Raw genomic sequence first — 19,207 nt, 5'->3', positions numbered from 1 at the left:
CAAGGCGCCTGCGGGCGCCTTTTGCATTATGGGCCTGGCGACGGGGCCGGCTGCCGGCGGTAGGGCCGGGGGCGGTATTGTTGCAGCCAGTGCTCGAACGCCCCGGCGGCCATGGGACGGGCGATGCCGAAGCCCTGGCCCCGGGCGCAGCCCAGGGCGAGCAGCATGTCGCCGTGCGCCACCGACTCCACGCCTTCCGCCACCACCTCGCGTTCGAAGGCCCGCGCCAGGCCGATGATGGCCTGCACTATGGCCCTGTCCTCGGGGTTGTCCAGCATGTCGATGACGAAGCTCTTGTCTATCTTCAGCACATCGGCCGGCAACTGCTTCAGGTAGGTGAGGGAGGAATAGCCGGTACCGAAGTCGTCCAGGGCGATGCGCAGCCCCAGCCGATGGCAGCGGTGGATGATGGCGGTGATCTGCTCCAGGTTGCTGATCGCCGCGGTTTCGAGAATTTCCAGCTCCAGCCGGGCCGCCACCGTTCCGCTGTCGCCCTCCAGCAGCCGCTCCAGGTAAGGCACGAAATCGGGATCCTGCAACTGGCAGGGGGAGATATTGACGCTGAGGCGGAAGTCGGTGCCCTGCCGTTGCCAGCGGCGGAGCTGGCCGACGGCTTCCGCCAGTACCCAGTTGCCCAGCCGGATGTCGAGCGGGGTATTCTCAATCTGGGGCAGGAATTGCGGCGGGGTAAGCAGCCGGCCGTCCGGCTGCTGCCAGCGCAGCAAGGCTTCGGCCCCGATCACATGGCCGCTGTGCAGCTCGATTTTGGGCTGGTAGTGCAGCAGGAAGCGGCCTTCGGCCAGGGATTGCGCCACCTCTTGCTGCCGCTGCCGGCGCAGCCGGTCCTGGCGCTCGAGTTCGCCGTCGAAGCGACAGTAGCGGTTGCGGCCGGCCTGCTTGGCCCGGTACATGGCCTGATCGGCCTGGCGGATCAGGCCGTCGGCATCTTCGCCGTCTTCCGGATACAGCACGACGCCGATGCTGGCGGACAGCTGGGCCCGCTGCTCCGCCAGCGGGAAGGGGTCGCAGAGCAGTTGCAGCACCCGTTCGATGGCTGGCTGCCAGCCCCGGCACTCGTCCAGCTCGAGCAGCAGGATGAATTCGTCGCCGCCGAGCCGTGCCAGGCTGTCCCGGCCGGACAACTGCTGCCTGAGCCGTTCGGCCACCATTACCAGCAGGCGATCGCCGGCGGCATGGCCGAACCTGTCGTTGATCGGTTTGAAGCCGTCCAGATCCAGGTAACAGATGGCCAGCCATCGATGGCGCCGGTGCACGTCGGCCATGGCCTGGTCCATGAGCAGGCGCAACCGGGTGCGATTGGGCAGGCCGGTCAGGCTGTCGTAGTGGGCCAGGTGCTCCAGGGCCTGCTGCTGCTCTCGCAACTGGGTCACGTCGGAAGAGATGGCGACATAATGGCTGGCGGTACCGGCGGCCGACAGCACGACGGAGACGGTGACCTGCTCGGTATAGCGACTGCCGTCCCTGCGCCTGTTGTCGATTTCTCCTCGCCAGTAGCCGTTCCTCTTCAGCTGCGGCCAGAGAGCCGTATAAAGACTCTCCGCCGCCGGTTGCAGGCTGTCGGGGTGGCGGCCCAGCACTTCCTGCCTGGGATAGCCGGTCAGGTGGGTGAAAGCGTCGTTGGTGTCCAGGATGCGGAAATCGGCATCGGTGATCATGATGGCCTCCCGGGCATGGGCGAAGACGCTGGCAGAGAGCCGCAGGCGTTCTTCGTCCTGCTTGCGGGGGGTGATGTCGGCCAGCATGCCGGCCATGCGGGTCGGCCGCTGCCGGTTGTCCCGGTTGAACAGGCTGCCCTTGGCCATGATCCAGCGCCATTGCCGGAGCGGACGGCGCAGGCGGAACTCGCAGTAGAAGGTGGGCTGGCCGGCGTCCAGGTGCTGCTCCAGGGCGCTCGTCAGCCGGCGCCGGTCATCCGGATGGACCAGCTGGTACAACTGGCCCAGGCTGAGGATCCGGCGCCGTTCCTGCCAGGGCAGGCGCAGCTGCAGGCGATCCTGCAGCAGATCCCACTCCCAGGTACCCTGATCGGCGCCGCTGACCGCCAGCTCCAGGTGCTGTCGGCTGGTGGTCAGCTCGTTGAGCAGCACGGTGATCACCATGGTGATCACCGACAGGGTTGCCATGTAGCTCCACAGCATCAGCAGGTTCTGGTGGGGGCTGCCCAGGCTGAAGCCACCCAGGCCATCCAGGGTGCCGATGGCGGCGATGACCGAGACCAGGAGGGCCGCCAGGGAGGCGGGGCCCAGGCCAGCGCGAATGGCGATCCAGCTGAGCAGCAGGAAAGGGAGGAACAGCAGGGGGGAGGCGGTCAGGGGCAGGGCTATCCGGCGCTCGGAAAAGAACAGCAGGAAGGCCAGGGCCAGCAGCAGGGACAGCAGGACGCCGGTTTCCAGCAGGCGCCAGCCTTTCAGGGCCGGCAGGTCGCGGCGCCAGGAGAAGGTGAGCAGGGGCACGGCGACGATCAGGGTGCCGATGGCATCGCCCAGCCACCAGTACAGCCAGCCATTGAGCCAGCGCTCGGCGGGGAGCTTGCCGGCCAGCCAGAGATGGCCGGCCCCGTTCAGGGCGGTCAGCGAGCTGGTCGCCACCACGGCGATCGCCAGGAAGGCCAGCAGATCCTGGCGCCGGTCCAGGCGGCAGTGCATCCCGCAGCGGTGCAGCAGCCGGCTCCCCAGCCAGGGGAAGAAGGTGTTGCCGCAGGCGATGCCAACGGCCATGGGGGCGGACAGATCGGCCAGGAAGTTGACGGCGAAGGCGCCCAGCCAGAGCCCGGGGCACAGCCGTGGCCCCCAGTGCAACAGCGCGGCGAAGGCCAGCCCCGCCGGCGCCCAGATCAGGCTGATGTGGGTGCCGGCAAAGGGGTGGCTGAGGCAGAGGAAGCCGAGGCCGGCATAGCCGCCGGCCAGCAGCAGGTTCTGAACGGCCGCCTGGCCGGTGGTGAGCGAAGAGCAGGATGCAGACACGGAATAGCCACAACATGATGTTTACAGTCTGGCTACACAGTAATTTATTTTCACATAAAGATAAATGGCGATTTATTCGACGCCGACAACATGGATCGAAAAGGGCCGCTTTTGGCGGCCCTTCGGGGGTGTTATCTGGTCACTCAGTCCTGGTCTTCCAGACCGACCACCAGCCAGGGGGCGTTGGCCTGGGTAAGGTCGCGCTCCAGGTGCCAGATTTCGCGGATATCCTGTTCCACGCCTTCCTGGCTGTCCCGGTAGCGGCCGCTGAACTTGATACTGACCTGGGCCAGGCCGGCGCTGTGATCCGCCCGTACCAGCTCGGCATCGACAAACATCACTTCGGTGTACTGATCGCCGTTCAGCCTGGCGCGCTCCTGGCTCAGTTCGGCGAACAGCTCGGGGGAGACATATTCGCGGATTTTATCCAGATCGTTCTGGTTCCAGGCCTGTTGCAGGGTGCGGTAGTGCTCGCGGGCACCCTGCAGGAAAGCCTGCATCTCGAAGCCCGGGGGCAGGTTGAAGGGCACCTCGCTGGCGGCAAAGCCGGAAGCGGAGCCGGCACTGGCCACAGGTGCCGGTTGCGGTGCTTCAAACTGTTGCGGGCCGTTGTAGGCCGGGCGGGGCGCCGGTGCCTTGCTCTGGCGCAGCATGCGGAAAATCATGATGGCGGCGAAGGCCAGGCCCGCGATCAGCAGGAAATCCATGAACTGGAAGCCTTCGAAGGCACCGGAACCCAGCAGCCAGGCGAACAGGCCGCCGGCCAGCAGGCCGCCGAGCAGACCGCCCATCAGGCCGGATTTCTTGGGCTGTTGCTGCTGGCTCTGGTTGGTGGCGTTGCGGTTGACGTTTTGCTGGGCCGGCTGGCTGGGGGCGGTTTGGAACGATTTACCGGCCGAGCGGCTACCGCCGCCGAGCTTGCGGGCTTCGGCGTCGAAGGCGGTGGCGGTGAGGCCGACCGCGAAGATCAGGGTAAACAGGGTCAGAAGTTTACGCATACAGGGTTTCCTTGGGTTACAGACAAGCCACATCCTAAAGCAGGGACATGTTATGTCAACTGGTGATTATGGCAGCAGCTCGGCTTTGCAGGGCGGCACGCCGTGATATCCCTTGCGGCACGGGGGGCGCTCCGGCCTCCGGACGCTTGCCGCCGCTCCCTGTCCTGCCCGATTCCGGTTTCGCTCGGGACCGGCTTCGGCGGGGCGGCCGCGGCTCGGCGTCAAGGGGCTTTCGGAGCCCACCGAAAATCCCGATAATGGCCTTTTGGCAAACCGAGAGAATACCGATGACCGAAAAGACCGTCGCCAAGACCGACAAGGCCGTGGCCCAGCTCAAGATGCCGCCCCATTCCTTTGAAGCGGAGCAATCCGTGCTGGGCGGCCTGCTGCTGGACAACAACGCCTGGGATCGGGTGGCGGAAAAGGTGTCGGAGCCGGACTTCTACAGCCGGCCGCACCGGTTGATCTTCCAGGCCATGCAGCGGCTGAGCCGGGTCGGCCAGCCCATCGATCTCATTACGGTACAGGAAGAGCTGGAGCGGCACGAAGCGCTGGAGACGGTGGGCGGCTTCTCCTACCTGGTGGAGATCGCCAAGAACACCCCCAGCGCCGCCAATATCGGCGCCTATGCGGATATAGTGCGCGAGCGGGCCGTGGTGCGGGAAATGATCGCCGTGGCCAACGAGATTGCCGAGGCCGGCTTCGATCCCCAGGGGCGCAGCTCCGCCGATCTGCTGGACCTGGCAGAAACCAAGGTATTCAAGATTGCCGAGAGCCGCACTAATGCCAACGACGGCCCCCAGCCGCTGCGGGTGCTGCTCGAGAAGACCATAGATCGCATCGAAGATCTCTATAAAAATCCTCATCAGGGCATCACCGGGGTGTCCAGCGGATACACGGATCTGGATAAAAAAACTGCCGGACTGCAGTCTTCGGACCTGATTATAGTGGCGGCCCGACCTTCCATGGGCAAAACGACTTTTGCAATGAATCTTTGCGAGCACGCTGCACTAACAAATGATAAACCAGTGCTCATTTTCTCCTTGGAGATGCCTTCAGAGCAGATTATTATGCGGATGCTTGCCTCCCTGGGGCGTATCGATCAGACCCGCATACGCACCGGGCAGCTGGATGATGAAGACTGGGCCAGATTGTCCTCGACCATGGGCATGCTGCTGGAAAAAGGGCAGCTCTATATCGACGACTCCTCCGGCCTGACGCCGACCGAAGTTCGCTCCCGCGCCCGCCGGGTGGCGCGCGAACACGGCGGCATCAGCATGATCATGGTGGATTACCTGCAACTGATGACGGTGCCCAGCCTGTCCGACAACCGGACCCTCGAAATCGCCGAGATTTCCCGCTCGCTCAAGGCCCTGGCCAAGGAGCTGCAGGTGCCGGTGGTGGCCCTGTCCCAGCTCAACCGCAGCCTGGAGCAGCGCGCCGACAAGCGGCCGGTGAACTCGGATCTGCGGGAGTCGGGCTCCATCGAGCAGGACGCCGACCTTATCATGTTTATCTACCGGGACGAGGTCTACCACGACGACAGCCCGGACAAGGGCATCGCGGAAATCATCATCGGCAAGCAGCGTAACGGACCCATAGGCAAGGTGCGGCTGACGTTCCAGGGGCAGTTTTCCCGCTTCGACAACTACGCCGGACCGGATTTCGATGATGATTATTAAGGAGCAAAGATGGATGCAAGAGGGGCCGTGGCCCGCATCAATCTGGAGGCGGTCAGGCACAATCTGCGGGTAGCCAAACAGCTGGCCCCGGGTGCCAGGGCCATCGCCGTGGTCAAGGCCAATGCCTACGGCCATGGCGACCTGACGGTGGCCGCCGCCCTCAAGGACGAGGCCGAGCTGTTCGCGGTGGCCCGCTTCGAGGAAGCGCAAAAGCTGCGGGCCGGCGGTATCCGCCAGCCGATACTGCTGCTGGAGGGCTTTTTCAACGTTGCCCAGCTGGCATACGCGGCCCGGCACGACTTTCACATCTGCATTCACCAGTTCGCCCAGCTCGAGGCGCTGGAGCGCACCCCCCTGGCCTCGCCGGTCACCGTCTGGGTGAAGATAGACTCGGGCATGCACCGGGTGGGCTTCGCCCCCGAGCAGGCCGACGAGGTGTTTGCCCGCCTGGCGCAGGTGGCCGCCGTGGTGCAGCCGGTCAATGCCATGACCCACTTCGCCCGGGCCGACGAGCCGGAGCAGCGCGCCGTGACCCTGGCCCAGATCGCCTGCTTCCGGCAGGTGACCAAGGGCCGGGTGAAGGCCACCGCCCTGTGCAACTCCGCCGGCGTCATCGCCTTTCCCGAGGCCCATGCCGACTATATCCGCCCGGGCATCATGCTGTACGGCATTACCCCCTTCGGCGACCGGCAGGGCAGCGACGTCGGCCTGCGTCCGGCGATGGACTTCACCACCAGCCTGATCGCGGTGCGCGAGCACAAGGCCGGCGAGCCGGTGGGCTATGCCGGCTCCTGGGTCAGCCCCAGGGATACCCGCATCGGGGTCATCGCGGTGGGCTACGGCGACGGCTACCCGCGCATGGCGCCTCCCGGCACCCCGGTGCTGGTGAACGGCCGGCGGGTGCCCCTGGCGGGCCGGGTGTCCATGGACATGGCCACCATCGATCTGGGGCCGGACGCCACCGACAAGGTGGGCGACGAGGTACTGCTGTGGGGCGAGGGCCTGGCGGCGGAAGAGGTGGCCCGCCATGTGGGCACCATCGCCTACGAGCTGGTCACCCGCATGACCGCCCGGCCCAGGCTGGAATATATCGGTTGATAATGGACGGCCAGCCCATGCCTGTGGCACAGACGACGTTGTCATCAAGCTGAGACAAGGCCGGTCCCGCAAGGGACCGGCCTTGTCGTTTATCGTGCGCTCAGCACCGCCATCCGTCCCCGGCGGCGGAACCAGGCCAGCAGCGCCAGGGCGGGGATGTTCATCAGTATGCCGTAGAGCAGGGCCAGCATCGCCAGGGCGTCCGAGCCGAGCTGGGTGTAGGCCACCAGTATGGCGGTGGCGCCGTTCTGGATGCCCACCTCGAACGCCAGGCTGCGGCAGCTCGCCTCCGGGCATTTGGCCAGGCGGGCGGCCAGGTAGCCGCAGGCCAGGGCCAGAGTGCACAACAGCAGCATGGCCAGGGCCGCGGTGCTGAACAGGGAGGGCAGTTGCTTGAGGTTGCGCGCCACCAGCGCCAGCAGCACCAGCATAAATAAAAAGCTCACCCCCTGCTTCAGCCTCGGTTGGTGGCGCTCCACCCAGGCCCGGCGGCGCTGTCGGATACCCATGCCGACCAGCACCGGCACTATGCAGATCAGCGCCAGCTGGGCCATGGTGCTGCCCAGGGGCAGGGCCAGCTCACTGCCGTCCTGGCCCAGCCAGTGCAGTTGGGTGGCCACCGCCAGCGGCATCCAGAAAGGCGCCAGCAGGCCGACGAAGGCGGTGAGGCTGACCGACAGGGCGGTGTCGCCCTCGGCCAGGAAGCTGAACAGGTTGGAGGTGGCGCCGCCGGGGGCGGCGGCCACCAGGATGACGGCGGCGGCGATAAGCGGCGGTAGCGCCAGGGCCCAGATCAGCAGCCAGGCCAGCAGCGGCAGCAGCAGCCATTGCATCCCCAGGCCCAGCAGCAGCGGGGTCGGCATGCGCAACAGGCGGGTGAAGTGGCGGGGTTCCAGGGTCATGCCCATCACCAGCGTCATCAAGGCCAGCATCAAGGGCAGGAACAGGGTGGTCAGCAGCTCGGCCATGGTGGGTACCCGGAAATAAAGAATGGGGGGATACTACCATAGTGGTATCCCCCCATGCTGATCCCGATCAGCTTTCCGGGCCGCGGCGGTGGATGACTTCTCCCTCTGCCGGGTTCCATTTCAGGTAATACCAGGGGTCTTCGGCCCGCCAGCTGGGAAAGGTGATTTCAATCTGGTTGTCCTCGTACCTGTACAGCGAGGTATTCAGCTTCACCTCGCTCAACAACAGGACGGCGATCAGCAGGACCAACAACCATTTGAACAATGTTCCCATGATCCATCCTTGAACGGGCCAGGATGCACCTAACTATATCAGCAGTTGGGCGTTTCTGCCCGGCATGAGCGGCAGCGGCCATGGGCCTCGATGGACTGGCTGGTGATGGCGAAGCCGTGCAACTCGGCCTGTTGCTTGAACGCCTGGTTGATGGCTTCGTCGTGCAGCTCGATCACCAGGCCGCAATGATTGCAGATCAGCAACTGCATGGGATGGTGCTCGGCGAAGTGATCGCAGAACAGGAAGGCGTTGAGCGATTCCACCTTGTGCACGAAGCCCTGGGACAGTAGAAAATCCAGGGCCCGGTAAACGGTGGGGGGCTTGGCGCTGGGCTCCAGCTCCTTGAGCCGATCCAGCAGTTCATAGGCGCTGACTGCGCCCTTGTGTTCGGCCATCAGGGTAAACACATGGCGGCGGGTGGGGGTAAAGCGGACCCCGCGTTGCTCGCATAAACGTTCGGCTTGCTCCAACTGGCGTTGCACGGTCATATAAAACGGATATCCTGAAGTTCTTTGCGGGCATATTAGCACAGGCACAGCCGCCTTGGCTGCGACCGAGCGCAAAGTCAGCGAGGAGCCATATGACCGGGGATCTGTTCAAACGTCTCTACGCCGCCCTGTCGCCGGAGCCCAATCCGGCGTTGAGCCCGGCCTTCCGGGCCCGCCAGGCGCAGTTGCCCACTCTCTGGCTGCTGGGCAAGACGGGGGCGGGCAAGTCTTCCCTGATCCGGGCCCTGACCGGCGATAGCAAGGTCGAGGTCGGCAACGGCTTTCGCCCCTGCACCCGCACCGCCGCCGGCTACGACTTCCCCGCCGCCCGGCCGGTGCTGCGTTTCCTCGACACCCGTGGCCTGGGCGAGGCGGGTTACGATCCGGCGGAGGATATCCGTGCCTGCCAGGACCGCAGCCATGCCCTGCTGGTGCTGGTGCGCGCCGACGATCCTGAGCAGGGCGGCCTGCTCAAGGCGCTGGTGGACATCCGCCGCCAGGGGGGGATAGCGCAAGTGCTGGCGGTGCACACCGGCCTGGGGCTGGTGGGCGATCCCCGCCAGCGCGGGCAGGCGCTGGCCCGGCATCAGCAACAGCTGGAGCAGGCCTGGGGGCAGCCTCTGGCCCGGGCCGAGCTGGATTTGCCGCCGGCGGGCGAGGCGCAGGGCCTGGACGCCTTGCTGGCGCAACTGGCCGACTTGCTGCCCATAGCGCGGCAACTGCTCGACCACAGCCGGCACCGGGATCGGGAGCAGCACAACTTCGCCCTGCTGCGCCGGGAGCTGCTCTGGTACGCGGGGGCCGCCGGTGCCTGCGATGCCCTGCCGGCGGTGGGCCTGGTGGCGGTGCCCGGCATCCAGGGCAAGCTGCTGCACAGCCTGGCCGCCCATTACGGCCTGGAGTGGGACAGGCGGCGCTTCGCCGAGTTCGCCGCCGCCCTGGGCGGCGGCTTCGCGCTCCATTACCTGTCCCGCCTGGGCGCGCGCCAACTGGTCAAGTTTATTCCCCTTTACGGCCAGACCCTGGGTGCGGCCACCGCCGCCGCCATGAGTTTCGCCACCACCTACGCCCTGGGCCGGGCCGCCTGCAAATACCTCTATCACCTGAGCCGGGGGGAAGAGGTCGTGGCCGGCGACATCAGGGCCAGCTTCGAGCAGGCGCTGCACGACATCAGGAGCACCGCAGAACATGAAACCCATCGCCGATAACCTCCGGCTGCTGCGCCGACGGCTGCCCGCCTTCCCTCTGGTACTGCTGCTCGGCGGTGCCCTGCCGGTGCTGTTGCTCAGCCTGCTGGGCGCGCTCTACCTGTTCGAGCGCGGTGCCTGGGGCTGGTTCTTGCTGTTGCTGCTGCTGGCCTGCCTGCCGTTGCCCTGGCTGCGCCGACGGCAGGCCCCGGCCATCCCGGATTGGCAGCCGGAGCCGGACGGCCAGTGGTCGGCCTTCGAGCGGGAGATCTGGCAGCGGGCCCTGGCGACGGGGCGGGAGCGGCTGGCCCGGGAGCCGGAGTGGGCTCGGCTGCGGGAACACAGCCTGGCCCTGTTCCGTCAGGTGGCGGCCGATTACCACCCCGGGGGCCGGGAAGCCGAGCTGGCCTTCACCCTGCCCGAGCTGCTGCTGCTGACCGAGGAGGTGAGCCGGCGCTATCGCCGTTTCCTGCTGGAACATGTGCCCTATGTGGAGCAGTTGCGGCTGGACCGACTGCATGGCCTTTACCGGCAGCGGGACCGGCTGCGCGCCGCCAAGCGCTGGTACGACGCCTATCGCTGGTTGCGGCTGCTGACCCCCGAGGGCTGGGTGGCGGCGGGCCGGGATCGGATACTGGGCGAGTTGTTCGAGGGCATGAGCGAGCAGCTGCAACTGCAGCTCAAGCAGGCCCTGCTGGCGGAGGTGGCGGCGGTGGCCATCGATCTCTACGGCGGGCGCTTCCGGCTGGCGCAGCGGGAGCTGCCGCCGGATCCCCGCCTGGCGGAAGACCAACAGGATCTGGCACCAGACCCGGCCCCGCTGCGGGTGCTGCTGGTGGGCCAGCCCAACGCGGGCAAGTCGTCCCTGATCAACGCCCTGCTCGGACGCACGGTGGCGGAGGTGAGCGCCCTGCCCAGCACCGAGCGCAAGCGGGTGTACCGCTATCAACTGGAGGGGATTCCTCTGCTGCACCTGGTCGACACCCCCGGCATCGCCACCCCGGAGGCGGCCGAAGACTGGCTGGTGCGGCAGATGGCGGACAGCGATCTGGTGCTCTGGCTGCTGAAGGCCAACCAGTCGGCCCGGCAGGCGGATCTGTCCCTGAAGCAGGCGTTCGACGCCTACCTAGCCCGGCCCGAGCAGCGTGGCCGTCGGGCGCCGCCCCTGCTGGCCCTGGTCAACCAGGTGGAGCTGCTGCCCCCGGTCTCGGCCCCGCCCGGGGACCCGGCCAAGATCGCGACCATCCGGGAGGCGCTGGACTACAACCGCACGCTGTTGGGTGCCGACCAGGCCCTGGCCCTGAGCCTGGCGCCGGGACAACCGCAGCAAGGGCTGGAGGAACTGCTCGAACGGCTGGCCGCCGCCCACGACGACGCCATCCAGACCCAGCTCGCCCGCCGCCGGCAAGGGGCCCAAAGTCCGGCGCTCAAGGCACAGCTGGCCCGGCTGCGCCGCCTGGGCCGGCAGATGTGGGGCCTGTACCGGGACGGCTGAGGCCTCCCCATGGGGGCGGTTTTGGGGTATACTCCGCCGCTTGATTTTTGTACTGACGACCGGTGCCCATGACGCAAGACTCCCCGACCCGAACCTCCTCCTTCGCCAGCGGCCGCTTCTCCGTCGCCCCCATGCTCGATGGGGCGGATTTTTAAATAAGCTATTGTTTTTATTGTGGTGATAAATTCCTTGGGATACTTATGGATCACCAAGGGTCTGACTAAACGCACTTTCTGGCACCTGCCACCGCTATACTCTCCACCCGTTCCCGGGCTTCCTACCGCAGGCTGAGCCGGGTGTTTGATATACCTACCCACAGCCAAAAGCATTCTACTTGGCATCTTTCGGCAAAAGCCCGGTTTGGCAGGGCGCGAAAAAGCCTTGTATCGCCTGATGCATCAGTGATCGCGTAGCGGACTTGTCCCGGCCTGCAGTTTCGCGGGGTCTTCATGGGCTCCGCCCATACCCGCCAGGGCGGAGCCCTGGACCCTCACATTGAATCCAGGGTTTGGTAGCCGGCAATATCACGTCGAGCTGAAGGGGCCCTCGGTGATCCCAGAGCATTAATTCCAGCCTGGCTCAGTAGCGGCCGGGGCTCTATGCTGCACACCGGGGCTCTTCTTCCATTCGGCGGCCTGTAACGTCATAATGCAAAAGCTTCATACGATGCCAATCGACTGGCAGAGAGCAACCTCAATAGGGACGAGGAGAGGCAAGGTCGCCCGCAAGACCCGGGCGGTAGCGTGCCCATTGCAGGAAATTATGCTGATTTCGTTTGTTTAAAGGCCTCTTACAGCACTGTTCGCATACACTATATAATTTACTTTTCTCGGCTGGGATACTTAGATTGTCGCAGTCTGATACGCATATACAACCAAAAGTTTGATTAAACCATTAATTATCAAGTCGTGGTCTCCAGTGGAATCGCTGACGATCACTGTTTAGCCTAGCGTTATAGATTGGAGGGGAAGTGGAAAAACCAACAATTTTCTTTAGTCACTCATCTGCGGATAAGGACTATATTTCATACTTACACAAAAAGGTATCAGCAACCACAGCAAAAACGGTTGAAATATTTCAATCTAGCGATGGTCAAAGTATCCCTTTTGGTAATAACTGGGTTCATAAGATTGAAGAAAATTTACACAAGGCAAAGGTGATGTTTGTATTTGTTTCACCGACTTCACTTTCTTCAAGTTGGATCTATTTTGAATCGGGGTTTGCTTATTCTAGGGGGGTTAAGGTTATTCCCATTGGTATTAAAGGTGTGGATGTGGGTGGTTTAAGGCCACCGCTAAACTTACTGCAAGGGTTTAATATTAATTCAGAAAATGGAATGAATAATATTATAACGGTGCTAAACCGTGAGTTTGGATGCGAATATTCCGAGTCCTATACTGAATATGACTTTGTGGAATTGTCAGGCTTTGATGAAACCATATCTTCAGAAGAGTCAAAGTTAATAGAGAAAGTGGATTACATAAGCTTCACTTTTCCGGAGAGGTTTTCTAAGACGAATGAGCCAGGTAAAACAGTTTCTATTTGCGATGAACCATTGCGTGTAATTTCCAATAGGTTAAATGAGTTAGGGATTCAGGCTGGCTTTGGTGGAGAGCGAACTCTTTATTCTCATGGTTTAATTGCTACGCACTCAAGTCGTGAAGATATCGGAATAAGAATAAAAATCGATCCTTTTATATTATCCAACTATAGTGAATTTTTAAATATTATCTCTGATGACCTTTATGGAAAGGGTAACCTTGTTAAAATTTGGTGTAACCTCGTTCTTAATGATGATGTATCAATGGAAACGGCTGATTTTAAAGTTTCTTCGAGACTATATAAAGTTGGGGTCGGGCAATCAATCCTTAATGGGGGCTACTTTAGATATGAAGATGTTGATTTCACTGTTCAGCCTAAAGAAGCTGGGAAAATTAGCTATAGAGAAGTAATTGATGAAAATGTCAGGGTTATTTTTGATCAGGGTGGCTTTAGTGTAAATGCGATAGTTAGATTGATTTCTATGCTGATTGACTCGCAGGTTATTGAATGAAGATGAATTGATAACAAAGAGTTTGAGAGTGACTTCCAATGCTCGGTACTTTCAGTTCAAGGTTGGGTTTCGTGTTTATGGTGTAATTTTTTAGGTTAGGTGGTGGAGTCTATTACACACTTTATACGGTGTTGTATTTTAATTTTATACGTGTCATAGGAATATGGTTGCATGGAAAGAAATAGTTACAAATATATCCAAATGAATACAAGTACCTATTTGCTGAAAGCATGCGATGAAGTTGCTCTTCAAATAAGGAAAAAAGCAAAATTTTCAGGTGAAGGATATCCTGATTATATTTTTACTGAAAAGTATTCAGATATAAAGTTAAGCCCTGTGCTCATAGGTCTTAACTTAATCTATATTAATCAATTGGCTGCTGTTCTTGAAGGGTCGTTACGAGCACTTCTTTGCGAGGTTATGCAGATTGATGCAGGTAGAATTGGCGAGCTATCAATATCTAGAAAGGTTGAAGATGATTATACTGCAATATGTCGAGCATATTCAATTACTGCTAAGTATAGAGATGATGTTGAGTTTAAAGGTGGATGGGATAATTTAAAGAGGCAGTATAAAGAAGTCTTTGGGAAAAACATTGATTCAGTTTTAGATAAAGAGAAATCGTCAGGGTTGAACTCAATTTTCACTTTAAGAAATGTCGCTGCTCATGGTACGTCAATCGTTACTCCAAAAGAAAAGCTGGAGGATGGAGGTGAATCTGATTATCTATTCAAATGGCAACGTAAACTTCAAGGTTTAAGCATATATATAAAAAAAGAATTTGATCTTGAATTGTTAGATGCTTTGCAACATCCAAGTTTATCTTATCACTTTACTGAATTAGTGAAAGAGTTTGTTAAAGGATTTAGAGGTTCATCTAAACTACCAACGAACTCTCAAGTGCTGTTTAATAATATAGAGAACTATAGCTTTGGGTACCGAAATAATTTTGAATCATCCATGGTTGGATGAAAACTAATTAAAGGTATCTAAAAAGCCCAATGTTGGCATTTTAGTTCAATATGCCAGGGTAAAGACATCACAAGGATAGTATCAAGATCGTAGTCATTTTCTGGCGGTGGCCAGCCGTCACGAACTGGAAGAACACACGCTTTAACTTCTTTTGCCGGGGCATTGTGTGTCCCGGCCTTGCCAGCGTCATACTGTGGCCCTCACTTTTCTATATTTTGCAGTAGTATAGCTCGAACGTGTGACATGTCACCTTGACCGCCTGATGATCCTGGGGCCGTTCGGTTTGACCTCCATAACAGGTGGTAACTCTTTTTTCAGTTGCTCCACCAACTCTTCCCGTTCTGCCGGGGCCATGCTGCTGATCAGCCTGAACACCTTGCTATCCTTAATGGGTAACTGAGAGGGTGCCAGTTCGTGTTTGTACCCCACGGATTCAACCCAGCGGTGCCCACACAGAACCTCGCTGCAACTGATATAAAGCTCGGCGTAATCGGCGGAAATCCGGTGGTTTTTCGTGACGGTAGCCTTTGCCCCACAGGCGCGGCAGGTAAAGCGCATATTGCCCCCTAATAATTTCAAAAGTGAAATTTTCCAGCCCGTCATAAAAACGGGCCAACCCCTTTCCCTGCCTCGGTTTCTGTCATGTTTATTGTTGGCCAGATAAAACACTGGCAGGCGTACTTTCGCCACGTAAACGGCCGGAGAGGCAGAGCCGGCGCGGCTTTGCGATCCTTGCCGGATCCAGCGCGCCCCCGCCGTAATTTCATTTTTCTTCAAAAAAGATCATTCGTTGAAATTCCGCTTTCCCGGCCAGAACCCCAGTCACGGCGCGGCTTGGCGGGGTGTATTGCACACCCGCAGAATTTCATATTTTTTATGACGTAAAGAGCGAAGGCGGGCGCGGAGGAGCGCGGTTTCCGTGGCGTGTTCGTTTACGTCGTGGCTGCCTCCTGGTGGCCCTCTCCGCCATCACTGCAGCCCGGCCGCCACCAGTGGGTTCATCTTCACGGCGTCCTCGAGGTGGTCGGGGGCGAAGTGGGCATAGCGCATGGTCATGTTGATGGTGGAGTGGCCCAGTATCTTCTGCAGCACCAGGATATTGCCGCCGTTCATCATGAAGTGGCTGGCAAAGGTGTGGCGCAGAACGTGGGTGCACTGGCCCTCGGGCAAGGTGATCTCCGCCTTGTCCAGGGCCACCTCGAACGCCCGGTAGCAGTCGCCGAACAGCCGGCCCCTTCGCCTGGGGAGCTGGGCGAACAGCTCCCGGCTGATCGGAATGGTGCGGTTCTTGTTGCTCTTGGTGCGGGTGAAGGTGACCCGGTGCGGGGAGATCTGGGACTGCTGCAGCTTCTCGACCTCTGACCAACGGGCACCGGTGGCCAGGCACAGCTTGACCACCAGCAGCAGATCCGGGTTGCTGCTCTCGGCACAGCTACACAGCAGGCGCTTGAGCTCAACCTCGTACAGGAACGCCAGCTCACTTTCAGCGACCTTGAAGGCCCGCACGCCGTCCAGCGGGTTGTCTTCCTGCCATTCCCCCAGGCGTTTCAGCTCATTGAATACCGCCCTCAGGTAGGAGTGCTCACGGTTGACGGTGGTCGGGCTGACCCCTTTCCCTTCCTGCTGGGTTGCACGAAGGTTAGGCTGTTGCCCGGAAAGCCTGGCTTCGCGGTAGGCGGCAAAATCCCGGGCGGTGAAATCGGTGGCCACCGGATTCCCCAGGGCCTCGCACAAGTTGAGCAGTTTGGTCCTTCGCCGCTCGCCATCGCTCAGGCTTTGCCCGTGCAGGTTAAACCAGGTCTCCACCAGATCCAGCAAACGGCGATTGTCGCCATCATTCTGCCCGTCATCCATCCATGGCCGTTCTTGGTTTGGTTCCAGCAGAAACCGCTCGAAGGCCATGGCCTCGCTTTTAGTGGTGAACTGGCGGCGCACCCGCCGGCCGGCTCTTCCTTCTGGAAACACTTGAGCCAGCCACTTGCCGGTGGGCAATTTACGTACGCTCATAGCTCCCCCCAGCCTTGGAAAGAGGCGACGAACCCGGACAGCATGATCAGATACTGATCTTGGCGGAATGACACCGGGGCTTCCCGGTATTCCTTGTCCAACTGGTTGTCGAGGGCCTGCATGGCCTTGGTGGTATCCGGGGCGGCCTCTATGTATTCATCGAGCGGCAGATCGCCAGCCAGCACGGCCATAGCCTGGTGGTTCAGCCGGTGTTGCTGCAGCTGCTCCAGATCCCGGTCTTCCGCCCATCCTTTCCTGCCGTTCTTCGCCGGCGACCGGCCAAACTGGGGGCGGTGGCGGGACTGGTAAAGCCGGCCGTCACGGATCCAGTGATAGAGGCCATCCACTACGACTACGGCGCCGGCCTCCATCCTGCCCCGGTCCACGGCGTCGAGCCCGGCGCCGGCCAGTTCGACGGCCAGGGACGGGAGTTCTATCCGCCCCGTACAGTTATTGTCAGAGCTCCAAGGGGCGCGGCTGCCGCCGCTTAAGGGCAACTCGCTGCGCTCGCCACAGCCCCGCGCCGGTGACTTCTTGACCACGGCCCAACCATCCAGGCGGGTCCGCATAGAGCAGCCCCCGGCCGACGTTACGCCGACCAGGCGCCGCAGATCCTCGCCGTATTTGCTGGCACAGGGTGTAACCAGGTGAGCCAGCTTGATCGGCCTGTCCTGCCTGGGCAGTGAGACCCCTCCCATGGAGCCGATAAACTCCGCCCAGTTGCCGGCGTCGGCGGCGACCCTGGCCGGCTCAATCAGCGGATCCTTGACCGCCTCCCGCAGCCTCCGCAGCTCCCGCCAAACCGTCACGGACGGGCCGCCGATCTGCTGGAACTGACGAATGCCCCACAGGCTGGCCCAGGCGGCCACGTTGGTGGCGGTTTCGTTGGCCTGGGCCTCGGCCTCGTAGTCGTCCCCCACCCGGTGGCCATCGATATTCTTGGCGATGTACTTGGCAATGTAGCCCGTGGCGCTGCCATACGCCGGATCGATGGCCAGCACGTCGAACCGGGCCGAACGGTGGTTCTTGATCTCGTCCTGGTCGTGCTCGCAGGCGTAGCGGCCGAGAATGTCCCGCAACTGGTCGCGTTGTGCCGGCTCGACGAAAAACAGCATATGCCAGTGCGGTGTGCCGTCGTGGTGCGGCTCCACTACCCGGAAGCCGTACACGGTAATGCCTGCCCGGGCCATGGCAGCGCGGGCCTTAGCCCACTGCCGGCACAGGTAGGCCTGGGCGTCTCGCGGGCTGGTACCGCGGTAACGCTTATTGCGGACCGAACGGCCGCGGTCTTCCTTTACGGTGTTCCAGGCATGGAACCGGCTGGGCGTGGTCCAGGTGTAGAACTCGGCGGCGTGGCCCTGCTCCCAGGCCAGATCCTCGAAGCCCCGCATTCTCACCATCAGTTCCACCCGGCGAATCTCCGGGTTGGAGACGCTGGCGGCGTGGGCCTCGGCCAGCGACAGCTCCAGCCCCTTATCCTCGTTGACCACCAGCATATCGGCCAGCCAGCGGGCCTGGGCGACCTTGTTGGAACGGTAATCCATAAAGGCCCGGTGCGATACATAGGGGCTGACGCCCCGGCGCACGTCGCCGGCCATGATGGCCACCAGTTCCCGGTGCCGCTGGTAGGCGCGGCGGATCTGCCGCAACCACCAGTCTTCATCCTGCAGCCGGGCCACGGCACTGGCGGCATGGTCCAGGTGTTTGTCGGTCACTTCGCCGCTCAGGTCGGGCAGCACCGGGGAAAAGCCCCACTGGCGGGCCGGCGCCATGGCGGCCGCCAGGAGTTCGGCGGCCGGCTGGGGAACGGTAAAGCCCTGGGTCAGGTGGCTGACGATGGCGTTAACCTGGGTGGCCCATTCGCGGGCCACTGCTTCACGCCGTGCCTCTTCGTTGATGCGCCGGATCGGCACCGGGAAGCGGTCTTGCTGCGCCTGGGCGGTGTCGGCCGCCATCCGCAGCCACAGGTTTGCCGACTTCGCTTGGTACTGCTGCCGGCGGCGTTGGTACTCGCCGAACAGCTTGCCGGCGGTGACCTGCTCCAGCCGGGCCAGCTTGCGATCGATAAACGTCAGATCTTCCGGGCCGGTGGGGCCGGCAAACAGTGCCTTGTTCACTTTGACCCCGGCGATATAGTCGGGGATAGCGATGCAAGGGGCGCGGCGGGCCAGGGTAGGAGCCAGCTCAGTGCTCACGGGACCCCCTTAGCTTCTTCAAGCCTTCCTCAAGGTCGATCCGGTTGTTTTCGTCCAGCTTCTGGGCCATGGTCTTGCCCACTTCGTGGATCAGGTAGCCCAGGCCCCGCAAGGTCTTTTCCGACATGCCGGCGGCCGGGTCCAGGCTGGAGAGCAGATCGCCCAGGGCGGTTACGCCCAGGGCCAGGCTATGGACGCTTTCTTCGTTCTCGGCGATGCGCTGCTTGGTGGGGTTGGTCATGCTGTTTTACCCCCAACGCTAAGACGCTGCATCCGCTCGGCGGCGGCCTGTCGCTGAGCGTCTATGTACTCGGCCAGGTCGACCAGGTGGATCAGATAGGGGGATTTTTGGGAGGCGCGAAAGGCCGGTACGGGGAGCTGGCCGGCGGTGGCTTTGGCCTTGGCCGTTTGTGGCGCCATGCCGAAATAGAGATCGGACACGTCATCCAGGCGCACGGCGGTAACGCTGCCATAGGTAGCCATTAACAGGAACAGGGTGGGGGAGAATACCTGGCTCATGCGGCACCCCCTTTACGGGCCGGGGTACGGCTCAGAAAGATCAGGCGCGGGCCGGCCAGATGGGCGCGGGCCTCGGCTTCGGTACGACCGAAGGCGGAAACGATACGGATACGGGAAAGCTCGGCCAGTTTACGGCCGGGAGATGCGATCAGGAATTGATAGATCATCTTGGGGAGTCCTTTGTGTTTTGGCACAAAGGCGGTTCGGGCAGCCGCAAGACGAAGGGCACAAAGGAACCCTTGCTGGAGGCTTTGCAGTCGAGCTGCTTGGCTCCCGAACCCCTCCTC

At 61.4% G+C, this 19,207-nt stretch carries 17 protein-coding genes; 6 read left to right on the top strand and 11 right to left on the bottom strand.

Going from position 1 to position 19,207, the window contains the following annotated elements; genetic code table 11:
- Window positions 1-26 precede the first annotated feature (26 nt).
- Both JKV55_RS04795 and JKV55_RS04790 read right to left on the bottom strand, forming a co-directional pair.
- On the bottom strand, window positions 27-2,984 hold the full coding sequence (locus JKV55_RS04795; RefSeq protein ID WP_202082714.1) for a bifunctional diguanylate cyclase/phosphodiesterase: 2,958 nt from the start codon (window positions 2,982-2,984) through the stop codon (window positions 27-29).
- A 143-nt stretch (window positions 2,985-3,127) separates the two neighbouring features.
- Window positions 3,128-3,982, bottom strand: a complete 855-nt coding sequence (locus tag JKV55_RS04790) for a Tim44 domain-containing protein (protein ID WP_202082712.1) — start codon at window positions 3,980-3,982, stop codon at window positions 3,128-3,130.
- Between the two features lie 287 nt (window positions 3,983-4,269).
- Here JKV55_RS04790 and dnaB point away from each other — a divergent pair, with 287 nt between their 5' ends.
- Together dnaB and alr are read left to right on the top strand one after the other, a co-directional pair.
- Window positions 4,270-5,664: a replicative DNA helicase gene (gene dnaB / locus JKV55_RS04785; RefSeq protein WP_202082710.1), complete on the top strand. Its 1,395-nt coding sequence runs from the start codon at window positions 4,270-4,272 to the stop codon at window positions 5,662-5,664.
- 9 nt (window positions 5,665-5,673) lie between these two features.
- Window positions 5,674-6,762 carry an alanine racemase gene (gene alr / locus JKV55_RS04780; protein WP_202082708.1) on the top strand — a complete coding sequence of 363 codons (1,089 nt, stop codon included), beginning with the start codon at window positions 5,674-5,676 and terminating at the stop codon, window positions 6,760-6,762.
- An 89-nt stretch (window positions 6,763-6,851) separates the two neighbouring features.
- Here the strand turns inward: alr and JKV55_RS04775 are convergent, their stop codons facing one another.
- From JKV55_RS04775 to zur, 3 genes are all read right to left on the bottom strand, one after another.
- Window positions 6,852-7,730, bottom strand: a complete 879-nt coding sequence (locus JKV55_RS04775) for a bile acid:sodium symporter family protein (protein WP_202082706.1) — start codon at window positions 7,728-7,730, stop codon at window positions 6,852-6,854.
- Between the two features lie 67 nt (window positions 7,731-7,797).
- Complete coding sequence (locus JKV55_RS04770) at window positions 7,798-8,004, bottom strand: hypothetical protein (protein ID WP_202082704.1); 207 nt, start codon at window positions 8,002-8,004, stop codon at window positions 7,798-7,800.
- A 38-nt stretch (window positions 8,005-8,042) separates the two neighbouring features.
- Window positions 8,043-8,492 carry a zinc uptake transcriptional repressor Zur gene (zur, locus tag JKV55_RS04765; RefSeq protein WP_202082702.1) on the bottom strand — a complete coding sequence of 150 codons (450 nt, stop codon included), beginning with the start codon at window positions 8,490-8,492 and terminating at the stop codon, window positions 8,043-8,045.
- 92 nt (window positions 8,493-8,584) lie between these two features.
- Here zur and JKV55_RS04760 point away from each other — a divergent pair, with 92 nt between their 5' ends.
- From JKV55_RS04760 to JKV55_RS04745, 4 genes are all read left to right on the top strand, one after another.
- Window positions 8,585-9,700 (top strand): YcjF family protein, encoded by a 1,116-nt coding sequence (locus JKV55_RS04760; RefSeq protein WP_202082700.1) that lies wholly within the window; start codon window positions 8,585-8,587, stop codon window positions 9,698-9,700.
- On the top strand, window positions 9,681-11,174 hold the full coding sequence (locus JKV55_RS04755) for a GTPase family protein (RefSeq protein ID WP_202082698.1): 1,494 nt from the start codon (window positions 9,681-9,683) through the stop codon (window positions 11,172-11,174). The genes JKV55_RS04760 and JKV55_RS04755 overlap by 20 nt, the downstream gene beginning before the upstream one ends.
- 970 nt (window positions 11,175-12,144) lie before the next feature.
- Window positions 12,145-13,227, top strand: coding sequence for a toll/interleukin-1 receptor domain-containing protein (locus tag JKV55_RS04750; RefSeq protein ID WP_202082696.1), 1,083 nt, complete (start codon window positions 12,145-12,147; stop codon window positions 13,225-13,227).
- A gap of 171 nt (window positions 13,228-13,398) precedes the next feature.
- On the top strand, window positions 13,399-14,199 hold the full coding sequence (locus JKV55_RS04745) for a hypothetical protein (protein WP_202082695.1): 801 nt from the start codon (window positions 13,399-13,401) through the stop codon (window positions 14,197-14,199).
- A gap of 246 nt (window positions 14,200-14,445) precedes the next feature.
- On the opposite strand, the gene JKV55_RS04740 is transcribed toward JKV55_RS04745, so the two are convergent.
- The 6 genes from JKV55_RS04740 to JKV55_RS04715 form a co-directional block, all read right to left on the bottom strand.
- The gene (locus tag JKV55_RS04740; protein ID WP_202082693.1) at window positions 14,446-14,976 is read right to left on the bottom strand and encodes an ogr/Delta-like zinc finger family protein; all 531 of its coding nucleotides are present in this window, start codon (window positions 14,974-14,976) and stop codon (window positions 14,446-14,448) included.
- Window positions 14,977-15,168: 192 nt separating this feature from the next.
- On the bottom strand, window positions 15,169-16,206 hold the full coding sequence (locus JKV55_RS04735) for a site-specific integrase (protein ID WP_202082691.1): 1,038 nt from the start codon (window positions 16,204-16,206) through the stop codon (window positions 15,169-15,171).
- Window positions 16,203-18,401, bottom strand: a complete 2,199-nt coding sequence (locus JKV55_RS04730) for a replication endonuclease (RefSeq protein ID WP_202082689.1) — start codon at window positions 18,399-18,401, stop codon at window positions 16,203-16,205. The genes JKV55_RS04735 and JKV55_RS04730 overlap by 4 nt, the downstream gene beginning before the upstream one ends.
- Window positions 18,391-18,642: a hypothetical protein gene (locus JKV55_RS04725; RefSeq protein ID WP_202082687.1), complete on the bottom strand. Its 252-nt coding sequence runs from the start codon at window positions 18,640-18,642 to the stop codon at window positions 18,391-18,393. The genes JKV55_RS04730 and JKV55_RS04725 overlap by 11 nt, the downstream gene beginning before the upstream one ends.
- The gene (locus JKV55_RS04720) at window positions 18,639-18,920 is read right to left on the bottom strand and encodes a pyocin activator PrtN family protein (protein WP_202082685.1); all 282 of its coding nucleotides are present in this window, start codon (window positions 18,918-18,920) and stop codon (window positions 18,639-18,641) included. The genes JKV55_RS04725 and JKV55_RS04720 overlap by 4 nt, the downstream gene beginning before the upstream one ends.
- Window positions 18,917-19,087 carry a hypothetical protein gene (locus JKV55_RS04715; protein WP_202082683.1) on the bottom strand — a complete coding sequence of 57 codons (171 nt, stop codon included), beginning with the start codon at window positions 19,085-19,087 and terminating at the stop codon, window positions 18,917-18,919. The genes JKV55_RS04720 and JKV55_RS04715 overlap by 4 nt, the downstream gene beginning before the upstream one ends.
- Between the last annotated feature and the right edge of the window lie 120 nt (window positions 19,088-19,207).

The organism is Zobellella iuensis (assembly GCF_016746085.1).
GTDB lineage: Bacteria > Pseudomonadota > Gammaproteobacteria > Enterobacterales > Aeromonadaceae > Oceanimonas > Oceanimonas iuensis.
Note: the sequence above shows the minus strand (reverse complement) of the source record. Positions and strands in the feature narration are given on the sequence as shown.